Annotated in this window: 13 protein-coding genes; 8 read left to right on the forward strand and 5 right to left on the reverse strand. The window is 64.0% G+C overall.

Translation table 11 applies throughout. From position 1 onward, the window contains the following. The first annotated feature begins 75 nt into the window (after positions 1-75). The 7 genes from DMP11_RS00970 (at position 76) to DMP11_RS01000 (ending at position 6280) form a co-directional block, all read left to right on the forward strand. Positions 76-615 carry a hypothetical protein gene (locus DMP11_RS00970; protein ID WP_123184620.1) on the forward strand — a complete coding sequence of 180 codons (540 nt, stop codon included), beginning with the start codon at positions 76-78 and terminating at the stop codon, positions 613-615. A 37-nt stretch (positions 616-652) separates the two neighbouring features. Then, positions 653-898 carry a helix-turn-helix domain-containing protein gene (locus DMP11_RS00975; protein ID WP_211236142.1) on the forward strand — a complete coding sequence of 82 codons (246 nt, stop codon included), beginning with the start codon at positions 653-655 and terminating at the stop codon, positions 896-898. 70 nt (positions 899-968) lie between these two features. After that, positions 969-2195: a radical SAM/SPASM domain-containing protein gene (locus DMP11_RS00980; RefSeq protein WP_123184622.1), complete on the forward strand. Its 1227-nt coding sequence runs from the start codon at positions 969-971 to the stop codon at positions 2193-2195. A 72-nt stretch (positions 2196-2267) separates the two neighbouring features. Next, a complete protein-coding gene (locus DMP11_RS00985) occupies positions 2268-3644 on the forward strand; it encodes an ATP-grasp domain-containing protein (protein ID WP_123184623.1) in 1377 nt (458 codons plus the stop codon). A 50-nt stretch (positions 3645-3694) separates the two neighbouring features. Next, the gene (locus DMP11_RS00990) at positions 3695-4471 is read left to right on the forward strand and encodes a lipoprotein intramolecular transacylase Lit (RefSeq protein WP_161555258.1); all 777 of its coding nucleotides are present in this window, start codon (positions 3695-3697) and stop codon (positions 4469-4471) included. Beyond that, a complete protein-coding gene (gltX, locus tag DMP11_RS00995; RefSeq protein ID WP_123184625.1) occupies positions 4464-6080 on the forward strand; it encodes a glutamate--tRNA ligase in 1617 nt (538 codons plus the stop codon). The genes DMP11_RS00990 and gltX overlap by 8 nt, the downstream gene beginning before the upstream one ends. A 2-nt stretch (positions 6081-6082) precedes the next feature. Continuing rightward, positions 6083-6280, forward strand: coding sequence for a hypothetical protein (locus DMP11_RS01000; RefSeq protein ID WP_123184626.1), 198 nt, complete (start codon positions 6083-6085; stop codon positions 6278-6280). Between the two features lie 101 nt (positions 6281-6381). On the opposite strand, the gene mfd is transcribed toward DMP11_RS01000, so the two are convergent. Next, positions 6382-9915: a transcription-repair coupling factor gene (gene mfd / locus DMP11_RS01005; RefSeq protein WP_123184627.1), complete on the reverse strand. Its 3534-nt coding sequence runs from the start codon at positions 9913-9915 to the stop codon at positions 6382-6384. A gap of 151 nt (positions 9916-10066) precedes the next feature. Between mfd and nth the strand changes: the two genes are divergently transcribed. Continuing rightward, positions 10067-10729 carry an endonuclease III gene (gene nth / locus DMP11_RS01010; RefSeq protein WP_123184628.1) on the forward strand — a complete coding sequence of 221 codons (663 nt, stop codon included), beginning with the start codon at positions 10067-10069 and terminating at the stop codon, positions 10727-10729. A 319-nt stretch (positions 10730-11048) separates the two neighbouring features. Here nth and DMP11_RS01015 read toward each other — a convergent pair whose 3' ends face one another. From DMP11_RS01015 to DMP11_RS01030, 4 genes are all read right to left on the reverse strand, one after another. Then, entirely contained in the window at positions 11049-11810 is a 762-nt protein-coding gene (locus DMP11_RS01015; protein WP_211329057.1) for a carboxymuconolactone decarboxylase family protein, read from the reverse strand. A 128-nt stretch (positions 11811-11938) separates the two neighbouring features. After that, complete coding sequence (locus DMP11_RS01020) at positions 11939-12487, reverse strand: hydrogenase maturation protease (protein ID WP_214646971.1); 549 nt, start codon at positions 12485-12487, stop codon at positions 11939-11941. Continuing rightward, positions 12484-12930, reverse strand: coding sequence for a viscotoxin-A3 (locus DMP11_RS01025; protein ID WP_123184629.1), 447 nt, complete (start codon positions 12928-12930; stop codon positions 12484-12486). Before DMP11_RS01025 ends, DMP11_RS01020 begins: the two co-directional genes overlap by 4 nt. Positions 12931-13044: 114 nt before the next feature. Beyond that, entirely contained in the window at positions 13045-13746 is a 702-nt protein-coding gene (locus DMP11_RS01030) for a cytochrome b/b6 domain-containing protein (protein ID WP_123184630.1), read from the reverse strand.

Genomic DNA, 13746 nt, shown 5'->3' on the forward strand with positions numbered 1-13746 from the left:
GTCGTGCATCGCCCTGGGCGCCGTGCCGATTGAGCCCGAAGTGTAGAGCGCCGCTGGAAAGACAGGAAACGAACGATGGATAAACAGCTGGAGCAATTGCAGCAAACGCAGAACACCCTGGTGAAGGCGTGCACCGTTTTGAAGTACGTCCTTTACGCCTTTTTCGGGCTCTACTGCCTCATGCTTGGCGTCGTGCTTGCCTACATGATCATCTTGCCCGAGGGCTTTTCGCTTGTGGGCACCGCCCAGCCCACCATGGTGGCGTCGGTGCTGTGCGACGCCGTTGCCGGCGGCTTGGTGCTGCTTACCATGGGCCTCATCGTCGGGTGCGTTAGCAAAGGGGCTTCCCCGTTCACGGTGCGCAACTCCCGACTGCTGATCGCGCTGGGCTGCCTTGTGACCATCAGCGTGGTGTGCAAGCTGTTCATCGTTCCCGGAATCGACGTTGGGGCGGTCAGCGATAGCAATTCCATGGTTTTCACCGCTGCCGCCCCGCAAGATGGTACTATTTTCATCGATGCCCGTGGCATATTGGAAGCCGTTGCCTGCTTCGTGCTGGCCGCAATCTTCCGTTACGGCTCGCTTCTGCAGAAAGAAACGGACGATATGGTATGATGCCCCTATGAAATACGCCATCCAGCTAAGCAAACTCATGAAAGAGCGCGGCGTGGCCGGTACAGACCTCATGAAGCTTACCGGGCACACCGCCGCTAACATCTCGCGCCTGCGCCAAGGTAAAATCCGCGCGGTGCGATTCTCTACGCTGTTCGCTATCTGTGACATGCTGGACGTGTCGCCGGGCGACATCATCATCCGCATCACCGACGAGGAGGCGCTCCATCTGGAAAAAGGCGTGTACCTCATCAAAATGGACGACTTGGACAACAAGCAAAACTAACCGAAAGGGCGCCGCGAGCGCCCTTTCTTCTTTCCACCCTGTGCGCTTTTACAGAAACGGAGGGCGAACCATGCGCTTTGGAAGCAACGTGGTCGCATTTGACTTGTGCGGCATTCCCGCCGTGGGAAACCTGGACAACGGGGCGGTGGCGGGCCTCACCCCCGAAGGGGCCCAGTTGTGCCAGAGGCTTTTCGAGGAAGACGTGGCTGAGGAGGAGGCCCGCCGCATCGATCCGACGCTGGCCCAGTGGCTGATCGACAGCGAGTTTTTCGCCGAACCGCGGGAAACGGCGCCGCTGACTTTGGCCTACCTGCATGTCACCCAGCGCTGCAACCTCAGCTGCGCCGGATGCTACTCGGAAGACGATGCCCGCAACAATTGCGAGGATGCGCCCACAGACGCCATGCTGCGCGCCATAGACGAACTGGCGGAAGGCGGCGTGAACGTGCTCACCATCTCGGGCGGCGAAACGTTTCTGCGGCCCGACCTGCCCCAGCTGCTGCAACGGGCCAAAGAGGCGGGCATCGGCACCGTGACCGTCATCACCAACGGCACCTGCACAAGTGACGAGGCGCTGGCGGCGCTGGCCCCGTGGGCGGACGCCATCGCCGTTTCGTTCGACGGCTGGTCGGCGCAGTGCCCCGCTCACATCCGCGGGGAACAGCGGTTCCACCTGCTGTGCGACACGGTGCACCGCATCCAGGCGGCGGGCATCAGCGCCCACATCACCCCCACCATCCACGGCAAGAACGCCGGCGACATGGCCCGTTACGTGCAGCTGGCGCGCGAATTAGGGGCCACCATGAACTACAGCCTGCTGTCCTGCGAGAGCAGCGACGCGTTGGCGCCCCTTTTGCCCAGCGACGAGGCGCTGCGATCCCTGGCCCAATCGCTGCTGGCCCAGGGCAGCATGCCGAAATCCTCCGGCGGCCCCGTGCCCTTCAGCCTGTTCGCCGCCACCAGCTGCGGCGCCGGCGTGAAAGAGCTGAGCGTGGCGGCCGACGGGGCGGTGTACCCTTGCCATATGCTGATGCGTCCCCAGTTTCACCTGGGCAACCTTTTCGAGGAACCATTGGAGGCCATTCGCCACCGGGCACTGGAGATGGGCTTCGGGCAGCTGACGGTGGACGAGTTCGACGGCTGCCGCGACTGCGGCCACCGTTACCTGTGCGGCGGCGGATGCCGGGCCCGGGCGCTGTTCGCCCACGGCAGCCTGCAGCAACTGGACGGCTACTGCCAGCTCATGCGCACCTACTACGACCAGTTGGGGGCTTCCTTGAAGCAACAGTTCGCCTAACCATCGCCGGCGCGCGGGCGCCATTCGCTATCATGGAAATGTTTTGCCTCCCACCTTCGAAAGCAGGTTCTTATGGCCACCAATGCCGAATTAACTGACGAGTACTTGCAGATCATCAACGACCTGGACGGCGACATCGAAGGGCGCCGCGCAGCCTTCACTTACATGGAGGGCTCCACCGCCATCGTGCACCACCAGGTGGTGGCCTGCTCGTTTCTGCCGCGGCTGTTCAACCAGCGCACCTACGACACCATGAAGCGCACCGCCGAAACCGCCCACCGCATCCTGTGCAAGGTGATCCAGCGCTACTTGGACGACGAGGACTACCGCGCCGTGTTCGATTTCGACCCGCGGCTGGAGCAGCTAATCCTGCTGCCCCGCGGCTACGACGCGCTGCTGCCCTTCGCCCGCGTGGACATCTTCCTGAACGAGGACGACTACACGGTGAAGTTCTGCGAATTCAACGGCGACGGCTCATCGGGGATGAACGAGAACCGCGAGATAACCAACTCCATCGCCCCTTCGGAGAGCTACCGCTCCTTCGCCCGCCGTCATCAGGTTCAGGGCTGCGACTTGTTCGAGCCGTGGGTGGACGAGTTCTGCGCCATCTACGATACCTACGACCACAAGGTGGCCCACCCCCGCTTCGCCATCTGCGATTACCTGGAAAACGGCGTGGTGGACGAGTTTCACCTGTTCGCCGACTTGTTCCGGCAGCGGGGCATCGATTGCGTGGTGTGCGACGTGCGCAGCCTGTCCTTCGACGGGCAGCGGCTTGCCACCGAAGACGGGCTTGAGGTGAACGCCATTTGGCGCCGCTGCGTCACCAACGACGTGATCGACCACTGGAGCGAGTCGCAGGCGCTCATCGAAGCAGTGCGGGCAGAGAAGGTGGCCCTCATCGGCAGCTTCGCCGGCCACATCGTGCACGACAAGCAGATTTTCGAGGCGCTGTTCGACCTCCGCACCCAGGCCTTCCTCACCGCCGAGGAAATCGACTTCATCGAGCAGACCATCCCCATGACGGCGTTTTTGAACGACGACGAGGTGAACATTCCCCAGATTCGCGCCAACAAGGACGAGTGGATCATCAAGCCCTCCGACCACTACGGCGCCGATGACGTGTACGCCGGCGTGGGGCAAACCCAGGAGCGATGGGACGAGCTGATCAACCGCTTCGCCAACGGGCGGGCCGGCTACCCCTTCATCGCGCAGCGCTACATCACCCCCTTCCGCACCCTCACGTTGCCGCCGGACATCGGCATCGGCGATGTGCCGGACGACGCGGTGCTCACCCGTCCCCAGTGGTACAACAACCTGAACGGGCTGTATCTGTACAATGGCCACTTCCAGGGGGTGTTCAGCCGCCTGGGGCCGCTGCCCACCATCTCGAAGGACATGAAGGGCATCACCGCCGCCACTATCTGGGTTGATTGCGAAACCTTCTAGCGATGGCCCGCGTTTGGGAGAAAGCCGTTTGCGCCGCCGGGTCGGCGCTTTTGACCGTTACGCTTCTGGCGGCGGGCTTGGGGGCGTGCTGCCTGCCGCCCACTACTGAGGCGTTGGCAGGCGCCACCGAAAAACCCGACGACAGCCCCTATACCGCCGAGCAGCTGGCACGACTCGCCCGGGCGGCGCGGGATTACACAGTGGACTTCCGCTTCGGCGCGCCCCAGGAAGCCCTAGCACGGCTGGACGGGGCCATCGTGGAGGCCGCAGTTGTCGCTTGCGAGGATCCCGCCAAGGCCGACGAGTGGACGCTTCGGGCGAAAGAGGCGGCGCTGCGTCCGCAGCAGCCCCACAACCCCGTGGCCCAAGCGCAGCAGCTGGCCGCCGTTTCCGACCGATACGCGCTGGACACCGATGCGCTGCGGCATTTGGACGACTGCAACCGGCTGATAACCGGCGCGGCGCCGGCGCTTGCCCTCTGCGCCGCGGGGGCCGTGGCCGCCGGGGCGATTCTGGCGCGCCACGGGCGGCAGCGCCTTCTGGGACGCATGCTGGTGGCGGGGCCGGCGGCAATGGCGGCGGCCCTGGCGGCGCTCGCGGCTTGGGCCGCTATCGACTTCATGGGGTTCTTCTCCGCCTTTCACGGGCTGTTCTTCCCGCAGGGCAACTGGACCTTCCCCATCGACTCGTTGCTCATCACCATGTATCCCACCCGCTTTTGGATGGGGATGGGGGCGGTTTGGGCCGCCACCACCGTGGTTTTGTCTATACTGTGCCTAGGATTTGGCATCCGTCTCAACAAGAACAAAGGAAACGATCATGACTGACGCAAACAAGCCGGTGCGCGTGCGCTTCGCGCCGTCCCCCACCGGCAAACTGCATGTGGGCGGCGCCCGCACCGCCATCTACAACTGGGCCTTCGCCCGGGCCACCGGAGGCACCTTCGTGCTGCGCATCGAAGACACCGACCCCACCCGCTCCACCGAGGAGAACACCCAGATCATCCTGCGGGCCATGGACTGGCTGGGGCTTGATTGGGACGAGGGCCCCGGCGTGGGCGGCAACTTCGGCCCCTATTTCCAAACCCAACGCAGCGACACCTACCAGGCGGCGCTGGACGCCATGATCGCCGCCGGCCGCGCCTACCCCTGCTTCTGCTCGAAGGAGACGCTGGATGCCAAGCGGGCCATCGCCGAGGCGGAAGAGGGCGGCTATGCCGGCTACGACCGCACCTGCCGCTCGCTCCCCCGCGAAGAGGCTCAGGCGCGCATCGACGCCGGCGAGCCCCACGTGTGGCGCCTGGCGGTGCCGGAAGAACACGGGCCGGTGGAGTTCTTCGACGCCGTTTACGGCCACATGTCCTTCCCCATCGACGTGATGGACGACATGATTCTAAAGCGCAGCGATGGCACCTTCACCTACAACTTCGCCGTGGTGTGCGACGACGTGAACATGCAGATGACCCACATCATCCGCGGCGACGACCACCTGTCCAACACGCCGCGCCAAGTGCTGATTTACGAGGCGCTGGGGGCCGAGGTGCCGGTGTTCGCCCATCTGCCCATGATTTTGGGGGCCGACGGCCACAAGCTTTCCAAGCGCCACGGAGCCACCAACGTGGAGCAGTACCGCGACGAAGGCTACCTGCCCGACGCCCTGGTGAACTACCTGGCGCTGCTGGGCTGGTCGATGGACGGCGAAACCACCATCATCCCCCCTGCCGAGCTGGGGCGCCACTTCACGCTGGAGCGCATTTCCAAGAAGCACTCCATCTTCGATGTGGCCAAGCTGAACTGGATGAATGGCGTTTACCTGCGGGAAATGGACCAAGACGCGTGGCTTGAGACCGCCAAGCCCTGGATTGCCCGCGCCGCCGCCCTGGGGGCCGAGGCGGAAGGGGGCGCTGTGGTGGTGCCCGAAGCCGCCGGCAGCGCCGACGCCCCGCTGGATAGCGAGGACGTCGCCGATGCCGCCTTCGCCGAAGCGGTGGCGGCCATCGAAGCGGACATCGACGAGGACGGCGCCCTGTACCGCAAGATCTACCCCCTGATCATCGAGCGGCTGGAGCGGCTGGACCAGATTCCGGAAAAAATCAGCTATCTGTTCTGGGGCCCCAACGTGCAGCTGGACGAGAAGAGCGTGAAAAAGGTGCTACTGAAAGAGGGCGCCCGGGCCGAAGAGGCGCTGCGCGCCTGCCGCGAGGTGCTGGCTCGCGAAGACGTGCCCTGGGAAGCGGAGCCCTTGCAAGAGGCCTGCCGGGCCCTCTGCGAGCCCATGGAGCTGAAGCCGAAGCTGCTGTTCCAACCGCTGCGCGTTGCGGTGGCCGGCAACATGGTGTCGCCGCCTTTGTTCGAGTCCATCGAGCTGATGGATCCCGAAGACGTGCTGGCCCGCATCGACGGCACGCTGGCGGTTGTGTTCGGAACTGAGGAGTAGGCGTGGCGGCACCCAAGAAGAAAATCATCGCCCCCTGGATTGCGGCTGCCGTGATGGCGCTGCTGTTCGTGGGCACCCTGGCCACCGTAGTGGGCAACCTGGCGGCCGGTTACTCCGAAATGGCCCAGTACGCCCGCCAACTTGAAGGCTACAGCTACTACCCCAACTTCATCGACCCGGACGACCTCATCTACACCTAAGCCGCCCGAAGTCAAGCGAAACCAAAAGAAAGGACCCGCAAGGGTCCTTTCTTTTTTTTGGCACCCAAGAAGAAGCTTGACGTGAATGGCCCCTGTAGCACCTACTTCGCAGCGCCCACTTCTTCGTGGAGGAATTGGGAGATGGGGGCCAGAAGCGCGTCTCCTTCTTCCCGCTTGAAGTATTTGAGCGGCAGGCTGAGTTTGCCCTTTTCGGGGCTGTAGCGGGCGCCGGAGCGCTTGAGCGGTATCAGCTGGGCGCGGGTAAGCGCGATGGGCTCCACCAACAGCTTGCCGGCCACCACCGACACCACCTTGATGCCGTGCTCGAAGGCAAAGGCGCGGATGCGGCTGCGAGCGAACAAGTTGCGGGCGGCCGCCGGCATGTCGGGGCGCTTCTGGGCCAGGTCCTCCTCCAGCGCATCCACTTCCTCCAAAGTGGATGCGCTGGCGATGCGGCGGTACCAGGCCACCCGTTCGTCGGCATCGGGAATGTACTCTTCAGGCAAGTAGGTGTGGCCGGGGATGTTCACCGTGATGTCCGACAGCGCTTCTGGCAGCGGCGCCGCATCCGCCCCTTCACGGGCCCCCTCGATGGCCTCGTGCAGCATCTGGGCGAACAGGTCGAAACCCACCGCCGACATGTTTCCGGACTGCTCGGCCCCCAGCATGCTGCCGGCACCGCGAATCTCCAGGTCACGCATGGCAATGCGCATGCCGCTGCCCAACTCCTGATGCTCGTTGATGGCGGTGAGGCGGGCGGTGGCCTCCTCGGTGAGGCTCACGTTGTCGGGGAACATGAAGTAGGCGTAGGCCTGAGTGGACGAGCGGCCCACGCGCCCCTTCAGCTGGTACATCTGGGCCAGCCCCAGCCGCTGGGAATCTTCGATGATAAGGGTGTTGGTGTGGGGGTTGTCGATGCCGCTCTCGATGATGGTAGTGGCCACCAGCACGTCCAGCTGGCCAGCGGCGAATTCTTCCATCACCCGTTCCAGCTGCTCTTTCGTCATTTGCCCATGGGCCACCCCCACCCGCGCTTCGCCAGCGGCGGCGTGCACCCGGTCCACCGCCTCCTCGATGGAGCGCACTCGGTTGGAAACGTAGTACACCTGCCCGCCGCGGGCCAGCTCGAAGCGGATGGCAGCGGAAACCACGTCGGGGTCCCACTCCCCCACGTGCACCTTCACCGGGCGCCGCTCGCTGGGGGGCGTGAGAATGAGGCTCATGTCCCGCACGCCGGAAAGCGACATCTGCATGGTGCGCGGGATGGGCGTGGCGGAAAGGGTGAGCACGTCGATAGATTCCCGCAGGTTCTTCAGCTGCTCTTTGTGGCCCACCCCGAAGCGCTGCTCCTCGTCGATGATCACCAGCCCCAAATCGTGGGGGTTCACGTCGCGGGAAAGCAACCGGTGGGTGCCGATGAGCACCTGCACGCTGCCGTCGGCGAAGCCCTCCAGCGCCTTGCGCTGCTGCTCGGTGCTGCGAAAGCGCGACAGCACCTCCACGGTAACGCCGAACGGCTCGAAACGGTCTTTGAAGGAAATGTAGTGCTGCTGGGCCAAAATGGTGGTGGGGCACAGCACCATCACCTGCTTTTTGTCCTGCGCCGCTTTGAATGCGGCCCGCAGCGCCACCTCGGTTTTACCGAAGCCCACATCGCCGCAGATGAGACGGTCCATCGGCTTGGGAGATTGCATGTCCGCCTTCACGTCGGCGATGGCCGCCAGCTGATCGGCGGTTTCCTGGTACGGGAAGGCCTCTTCCATCTCGTGCTGCCAGGGGGTGTCGGGGCCGAAACGGTAGCCGGTGGCGGCCATGCGGCGCGCGTACACGTCCACCAGGTCGAAGGCAAGCTTCTTGGTGGCTTTGCGGGCCTTGGCCATGGCGCGGGACCAGTCGGAGGTGTTGAGCCGCGTCAGCCGCGGGCTGGCGCCTTCGGGCCCCACGTAGCGGGTAACGCGGTCCAGCTGGTCCACCGGCACAAACAGCTTGTCCCCTTCGGCGTATTCCAGCTGCAAGTAGTCCCGCTCGGTGCCGTCCACCTCCTGGCGCACGATGGCGCTAAACAGCGCCACGCCGTGAGCAGCGTGCACCACGTAATCCCCCGGCTTGTAAGGGAACGTGACCTGAGTGATGTCCACCTGGCGCCGGCGCCGAGCCGCCGCTTGCGAGCCCTGGGTGTCGGAAATGGAGATGAGGGCCAGCTTCGCCTTCGGGATCACCATGCCCAGCGGTATGGGGTTGTCCACCACCGTCACCACGCCGCGCCGCAGTTGCCGCTTGGCCAGTGCCGCCTCATGGCGTTCCTCCGCGGGCCCTTCCGCCTTTTGGGAAGCCAGCCGGGGCGCTTCGTCGGCTTCCGACAGGCCCTCCTCCAGCATCGCGATGGGGATGGAGTGGTCCACGAACTCATGGCGCATCTCCTCCCGCACCCGGTACTGGGGCGCGCTGAACACCACCCGGTAGCCGTCGCGGGTGAGGGAAGTGAGCTTGCCGTACAGCTTGTCCGGCATTCCGGCCACATCGGCCCGCTTCACCGGCAGCTCGTCGTCGGCCACGTTGCCCACCTGCATGATGGACACGTAGGTGGCGCGCACCTGGCCACCGAAATTCAGCTGCGCGGCAGGAACGTAGAGCCCTTCCAGCGCAATGTGCGTGCCGTGAGCGCGCTCCGCCACCGCCTCATAGGCGTGCGCCGCGTCGTCGAACAGCGACCGCGGCTCGATGAGGGCGGTGCAAGTGCCCGCGCCGGCGTAATCCCCCAACGTGGCGGTCTTGTCGTACAGGTAGGGCAGCAGCACATCGGCGCCATCGAAGCGCAGGCCCCCTTCCAGCTTTTCCCGCACGTCCCGCAGCGTCGGATTGCTGAGGGCCAGCGCCTCCAGTTTCTTCTTGGCGCGCCTCAGGGCCGCCTCGGTAACCGCGAACTCCCGCACCGGGAATATCTCCACCTCACTCAAGGAGGCAATGGTTTGGCCGGTAGAGGGCACGATGCGGCGGATTTCTTCCACCTCGTCGCCGAAGAAGTCGATGCGCAGGGGCCAGGGCAGGTTGCCGGGGAACACGTCCACCGTGCCGCCGCGCAGGGCGAAGGTGCCGGGGCCGTCCAGCTCGCCGGTGTTGGCATAGCCTTTTTCCTCCAGCAGATGGGCCAAAGCGTCAAGCCCATCCATGGCCCCGTCCGGCTCTTCCCCGTAATCGCGCCCCTGCACCAGGCGCACCGGCCAGCACACTTGCGCCGAGGCCGGCGGCAGGGCGCGAACGAGCGCCGCTGCAGAGGCCACCACCACCGCGGGGCGCCCTTGCTGCAGGCTCCATGCAGCTTCCATGCGCTTGGCCACCACCGCTGCATCGCCTGTGCCGCCGGCAAAGGGGTAATCTTTGCGCACTGGGAAACGCAGCACCCGTTCGTCTCCCAGGTAAGCGGCCACCGAACGGGCGAACAGGGCCGCTTCGTCTTCGCCCACCACCACTACCAGCGTGGCCTGGGGCCTGTGGGCGAAGCGGGCCGCAGCCAGAAACGGGCGCGCCGAGGCCGCCACCGCCAACGTGGCGTCGCTGCCGGCGTCCAGTTTTCCCCAGAAGTTTTCCAAGCAGCCGGACTTCTCCAGCGCGAAGGTGAGGGCGTCTATGAGCATGGAGGCTTCCTCCCGTTAGCGAAAACAGCAAAGGCCGCAGAAAACTGCGGCTGACGATTGCGGAAACGATACCACCGCGCCCCGCCCCGGCGCATGGCAGTTCTCTATAATGTTGCAAAACGAACGGCAATCCAACAGGAAGGGCGCACCCATGGCACGGGAATCCCTCGTATCGAAGCAACAGCGGGCCGCCGAAATCGAGCGGCGCCTCTACGACTACTACGGCCGCGGCGAGGCATCGCTGGACTTCACCGACCCCTTTACCCTCACGGTGGCAGTGGTGCTTTCGGCTCAGTGCACCGATGCCGCCGTGAACAAGATCACCCCCAAGCTGTTTGCCGCCTACCCCACTCCGCTGGCGCTGGCGCAGGCCCCCGTGGCCGACGTGGAAGAGATCATCCACCCGCTGGGGTTCTTCCGCTCCAAGGCGAAGAACATCGTGGCGCTGGCGCAGACGCTGGTGGCGGATTTCGGCGGAGAGGTGCCGGCCGACATCGACCTTCTGCAGAAGCTGCCGGGAGTGGGGCGCAAAACCGCCAACTGCGTGATGTGCGCCGCCTTCGAGCAACCGCAGGGCATCGCGGTGGACACCCATGTGTTCCGCATCGCCCACCGCCTGAAGCTGGCCGGCCCCAGCGCGGACACCCCGGCCAAAACTGAAGCGGTGCTGATGAAGGCGTTTCCCCGACGGGACTGGATGTTCGTGAACCACCAGTTCGTCCATTTCGGCCGCGAATTCTGCCGCGCCCGCAACCCCCGCTGCGCCGATTGCATCTTGGGCGACGTCTGCCCCACCCGCGGCAACTGGGACTAGCGATCCCCTGTTCCAGAAACGAAAAGGCAGAGATAGAATCCCTGCCCTACGAATTCGTCCTGCGAAACATCCTGGCTGGGCCGACCCGGCGGGTCGGAGCGAGGTCCGGCCAAGCGGAGTAGAGGGGAAATCCACTCGACCGAAGGTCGAGTTAGTTCCCTTCGTACGGAGCGTCGAGCGCAGGCCTGTCGGGTCGGCCCACCCTCCTTAAAACCTGACATTATCCCCGTCCCCCGTCATGAAAAGGGCAGAGATAGAACCTCTGCCCTGGGATGGATAACGAGACATTAGGGTTGTCCCTTTGTTTTATTCCTTTGTCTTATTCGGCGGCCACTTTTTCGATGATGGCAATGGTATTCAGCACGCGGGGGTAGCCGATGTAGGGCACCATCTGGGAAATGACGTCGATGAGGTACTGGGGCTCGCGTCCCAGATTCAGGTTGCCGCGCACATGGGCCTCCACCTGCGGGTCGCACCCGCCTTGGGAAGCCAGGAAACAGAGGGTGGCAAGCTCGCGCTTGTCAAGATCCAGGCCGCCGCGGGTGTAGTAGTCGCCGAAGCAGTTGCCCGCCAGCCAACGACGGATATGCTCAGTGCTTTTGGGCTCGCGCTCCCAGTTGTCGCGCATCTCCTCGCCCCAGATTTCCACCTGGATGTCGTTACCCTTGCGCACGTGCTCGTCGCGGGTGGCGGTTTTCTGGGGGGGCAACGGCAACTTGATGGAGCGCTGGCGAAATACCTCGTTGCAGATGAGGATATAGGGCAGAACCCGGGAAAGCCCCAGGTAGGGCACGCCCTGGTACACCACTTCCTTCACCATGGAAGGGTCCACCCCCACTTCCAGAGCCGCCGGCAGCATGGTACGGAAGGCGTCGGCGCCATGGGAACCCATCAAAGCAGCCAAGATGGAAATGAAGCGATCTTCGTCGCTCACCACGCTGTCCCGGGGCACATCGCCAAAGGCAAAGTTCTCGAATATCTGGATAAACTCTGGATCGGTATGGGAAAGCGCAGCGTCGTGATGGCCGAACATCTTCCGCCGAAACTCATCGGCGTCGCCAATGATGTCTGCGTGTGTCATGAAAACCTCCTCTAACGGTTGACATCACGGCACAGCATACTAAGCCCAAAAGGGCCATCTTCGCCAAAAATTCACCAGTTACGAATCGGTAACTTGACCGCCGTCCGCCAAGGCGGAGTGCGGGACGTCTAAGCGCTCACAGCCTTCTTGCGCAGCGGGAACCCGTGGCGGTGCAGCTCTGCCTCCACGGTTTCGATCAGCAGTGGAAGGGCCGCATGGCACGGGGGCGTGAGCCCCATCACGTACTCGGCGGGCTCCATGTTCTGCACCTGCATGCCCACGCAAAAGCCTTCGGCTTCGTAGCCCAGAAGCAATGCGGCATCGAAGAGGTCCACCAGCGCCAAATCGTGCAACGACCGCAGGGCCCCGCAGTGGCGGGCCATGTCCTCGGGCGGGTAGCGAAACACCGTGCCCGCCGACTGGCCAGTGCCGTCCACGGCATCCACCGTAAGGATGAAATCGCAGCGCTCCACATAGGGCAGCATGTCCAGCGACATGCACCCCACGTCGAACAGCTGCACGTTTTCGGGAATATCGTAGAGCTTTTGCATCTCGTCAAAGGCGGCCGGGCCGATGCCCTCGTCCAGCATCAAGCGGTTGCCCACGAAAAACACCGCGGCGCTGCGGCGGGGGCCAGCGCTCCTCTCCCCTGCTGCCTGCCCGCTCACAACCGTCACAGCGCCCCCAAACCGCGCATGGACAGGTTGTACCAAGTGGCCAAGGCCAGCACGGCAACGGCGCCAACAGCCCCTGCAACGGCCCAGATGCGCTCCCGCTTCAAGTAGGTAGCGCGGCTCACCCCCAGCCGTTCGGCCCGATGGGCCGCCAAGGGTTGCGACACGATGCCGAACGCCACGCAGGAGCCCACCGTGACAACGCTCAGCAACACCGCCACCGAAACGGACAAGGGCGTGGGCTGCTGCACGGCGGCGAAAACGCAATTGTCCACGAATATCCACAGCGGATAGTAGAGGAACGTGGCCCACATGCCATGGGCCGGGCCCCAGATGGGGGCCAGCAACAGGGCGCCCCAGTTCATGCGGGGCAGCCCTTCCATAAACTTCTTTTCCTGGGCAATCTGCTCGTCTGTGAGCCCGCCCGTCGCCGCTGCGTTCGCCATTCCGCTCCTGCTTCCTTCGCCAATTTTTCAGAAATTCTATCATGGGCACCGACGGCCCAAACGAAAAGGGCGCCCCAACGGAGCGCCCTTCGCGACTAGCAGTGCCTTAAGAAGTTAGCACTTCTCCCCGGCCTTCACGTCGTTGTCTTCGCCAACGATATCGTGAACGGTGGGGTCGTAGATCAGTCCGCCATGCTCCTTGTGGATGAACATCAGGGCAGTGGGAGCAAAGCCCTCGACGTTGGCCAGGTACACATGGATGAACATGAAGATGATGAAGACGTACATGCCGAAGTAGTGGATGATGCGCATCGACATCGCGCCGCCCACCAGGTTGGTGAGAGCGGCCAGCGGGGCCCAGTTCATGACCGGCGCCCACAGGCACAGGCCGGTGATGAACATCAGCACGATCAGGACGGGGATAAGCAGGTAGCTGATCTTCTGCGGCACGCCCAGCTTGGCTCCCAAGGGATGGGTCTTGCGCAGGAACAGGTAGTACTTAATCCACTCCAGCGCCTGATGGCGGTTGTCCGCCTGAGGCAGCCAGGTTTTGTAGTCCTTCACCTGCTCGCGGGTGCCGCCGGTGGGAGAGGTCTTCACGAAGAAAGCCGCCACCACGCGGAACACGCAGTTGAAGAACAGCACGAAGCCGAACAGCAGGTGAGCGCCGCGGCAGATGCCCTCAAGGCCGCCCACGAAGGGGAAGTGAATGTAGATACCGCTGATGATCAGGATGATCATGGCCACCAGGTTGATCCAGTGGGTGACCACGAAAACCATGGGATGAGCTTCGCGGTAGTGTGCAAGATGGGCCAT

This window comes from Parvibacter caecicola (assembly GCF_003725335.1).
In the GTDB taxonomy this organism is placed as follows: domain Bacteria; phylum Actinomycetota; class Coriobacteriia; order Coriobacteriales; family Eggerthellaceae; genus Parvibacter; species Parvibacter caecicola.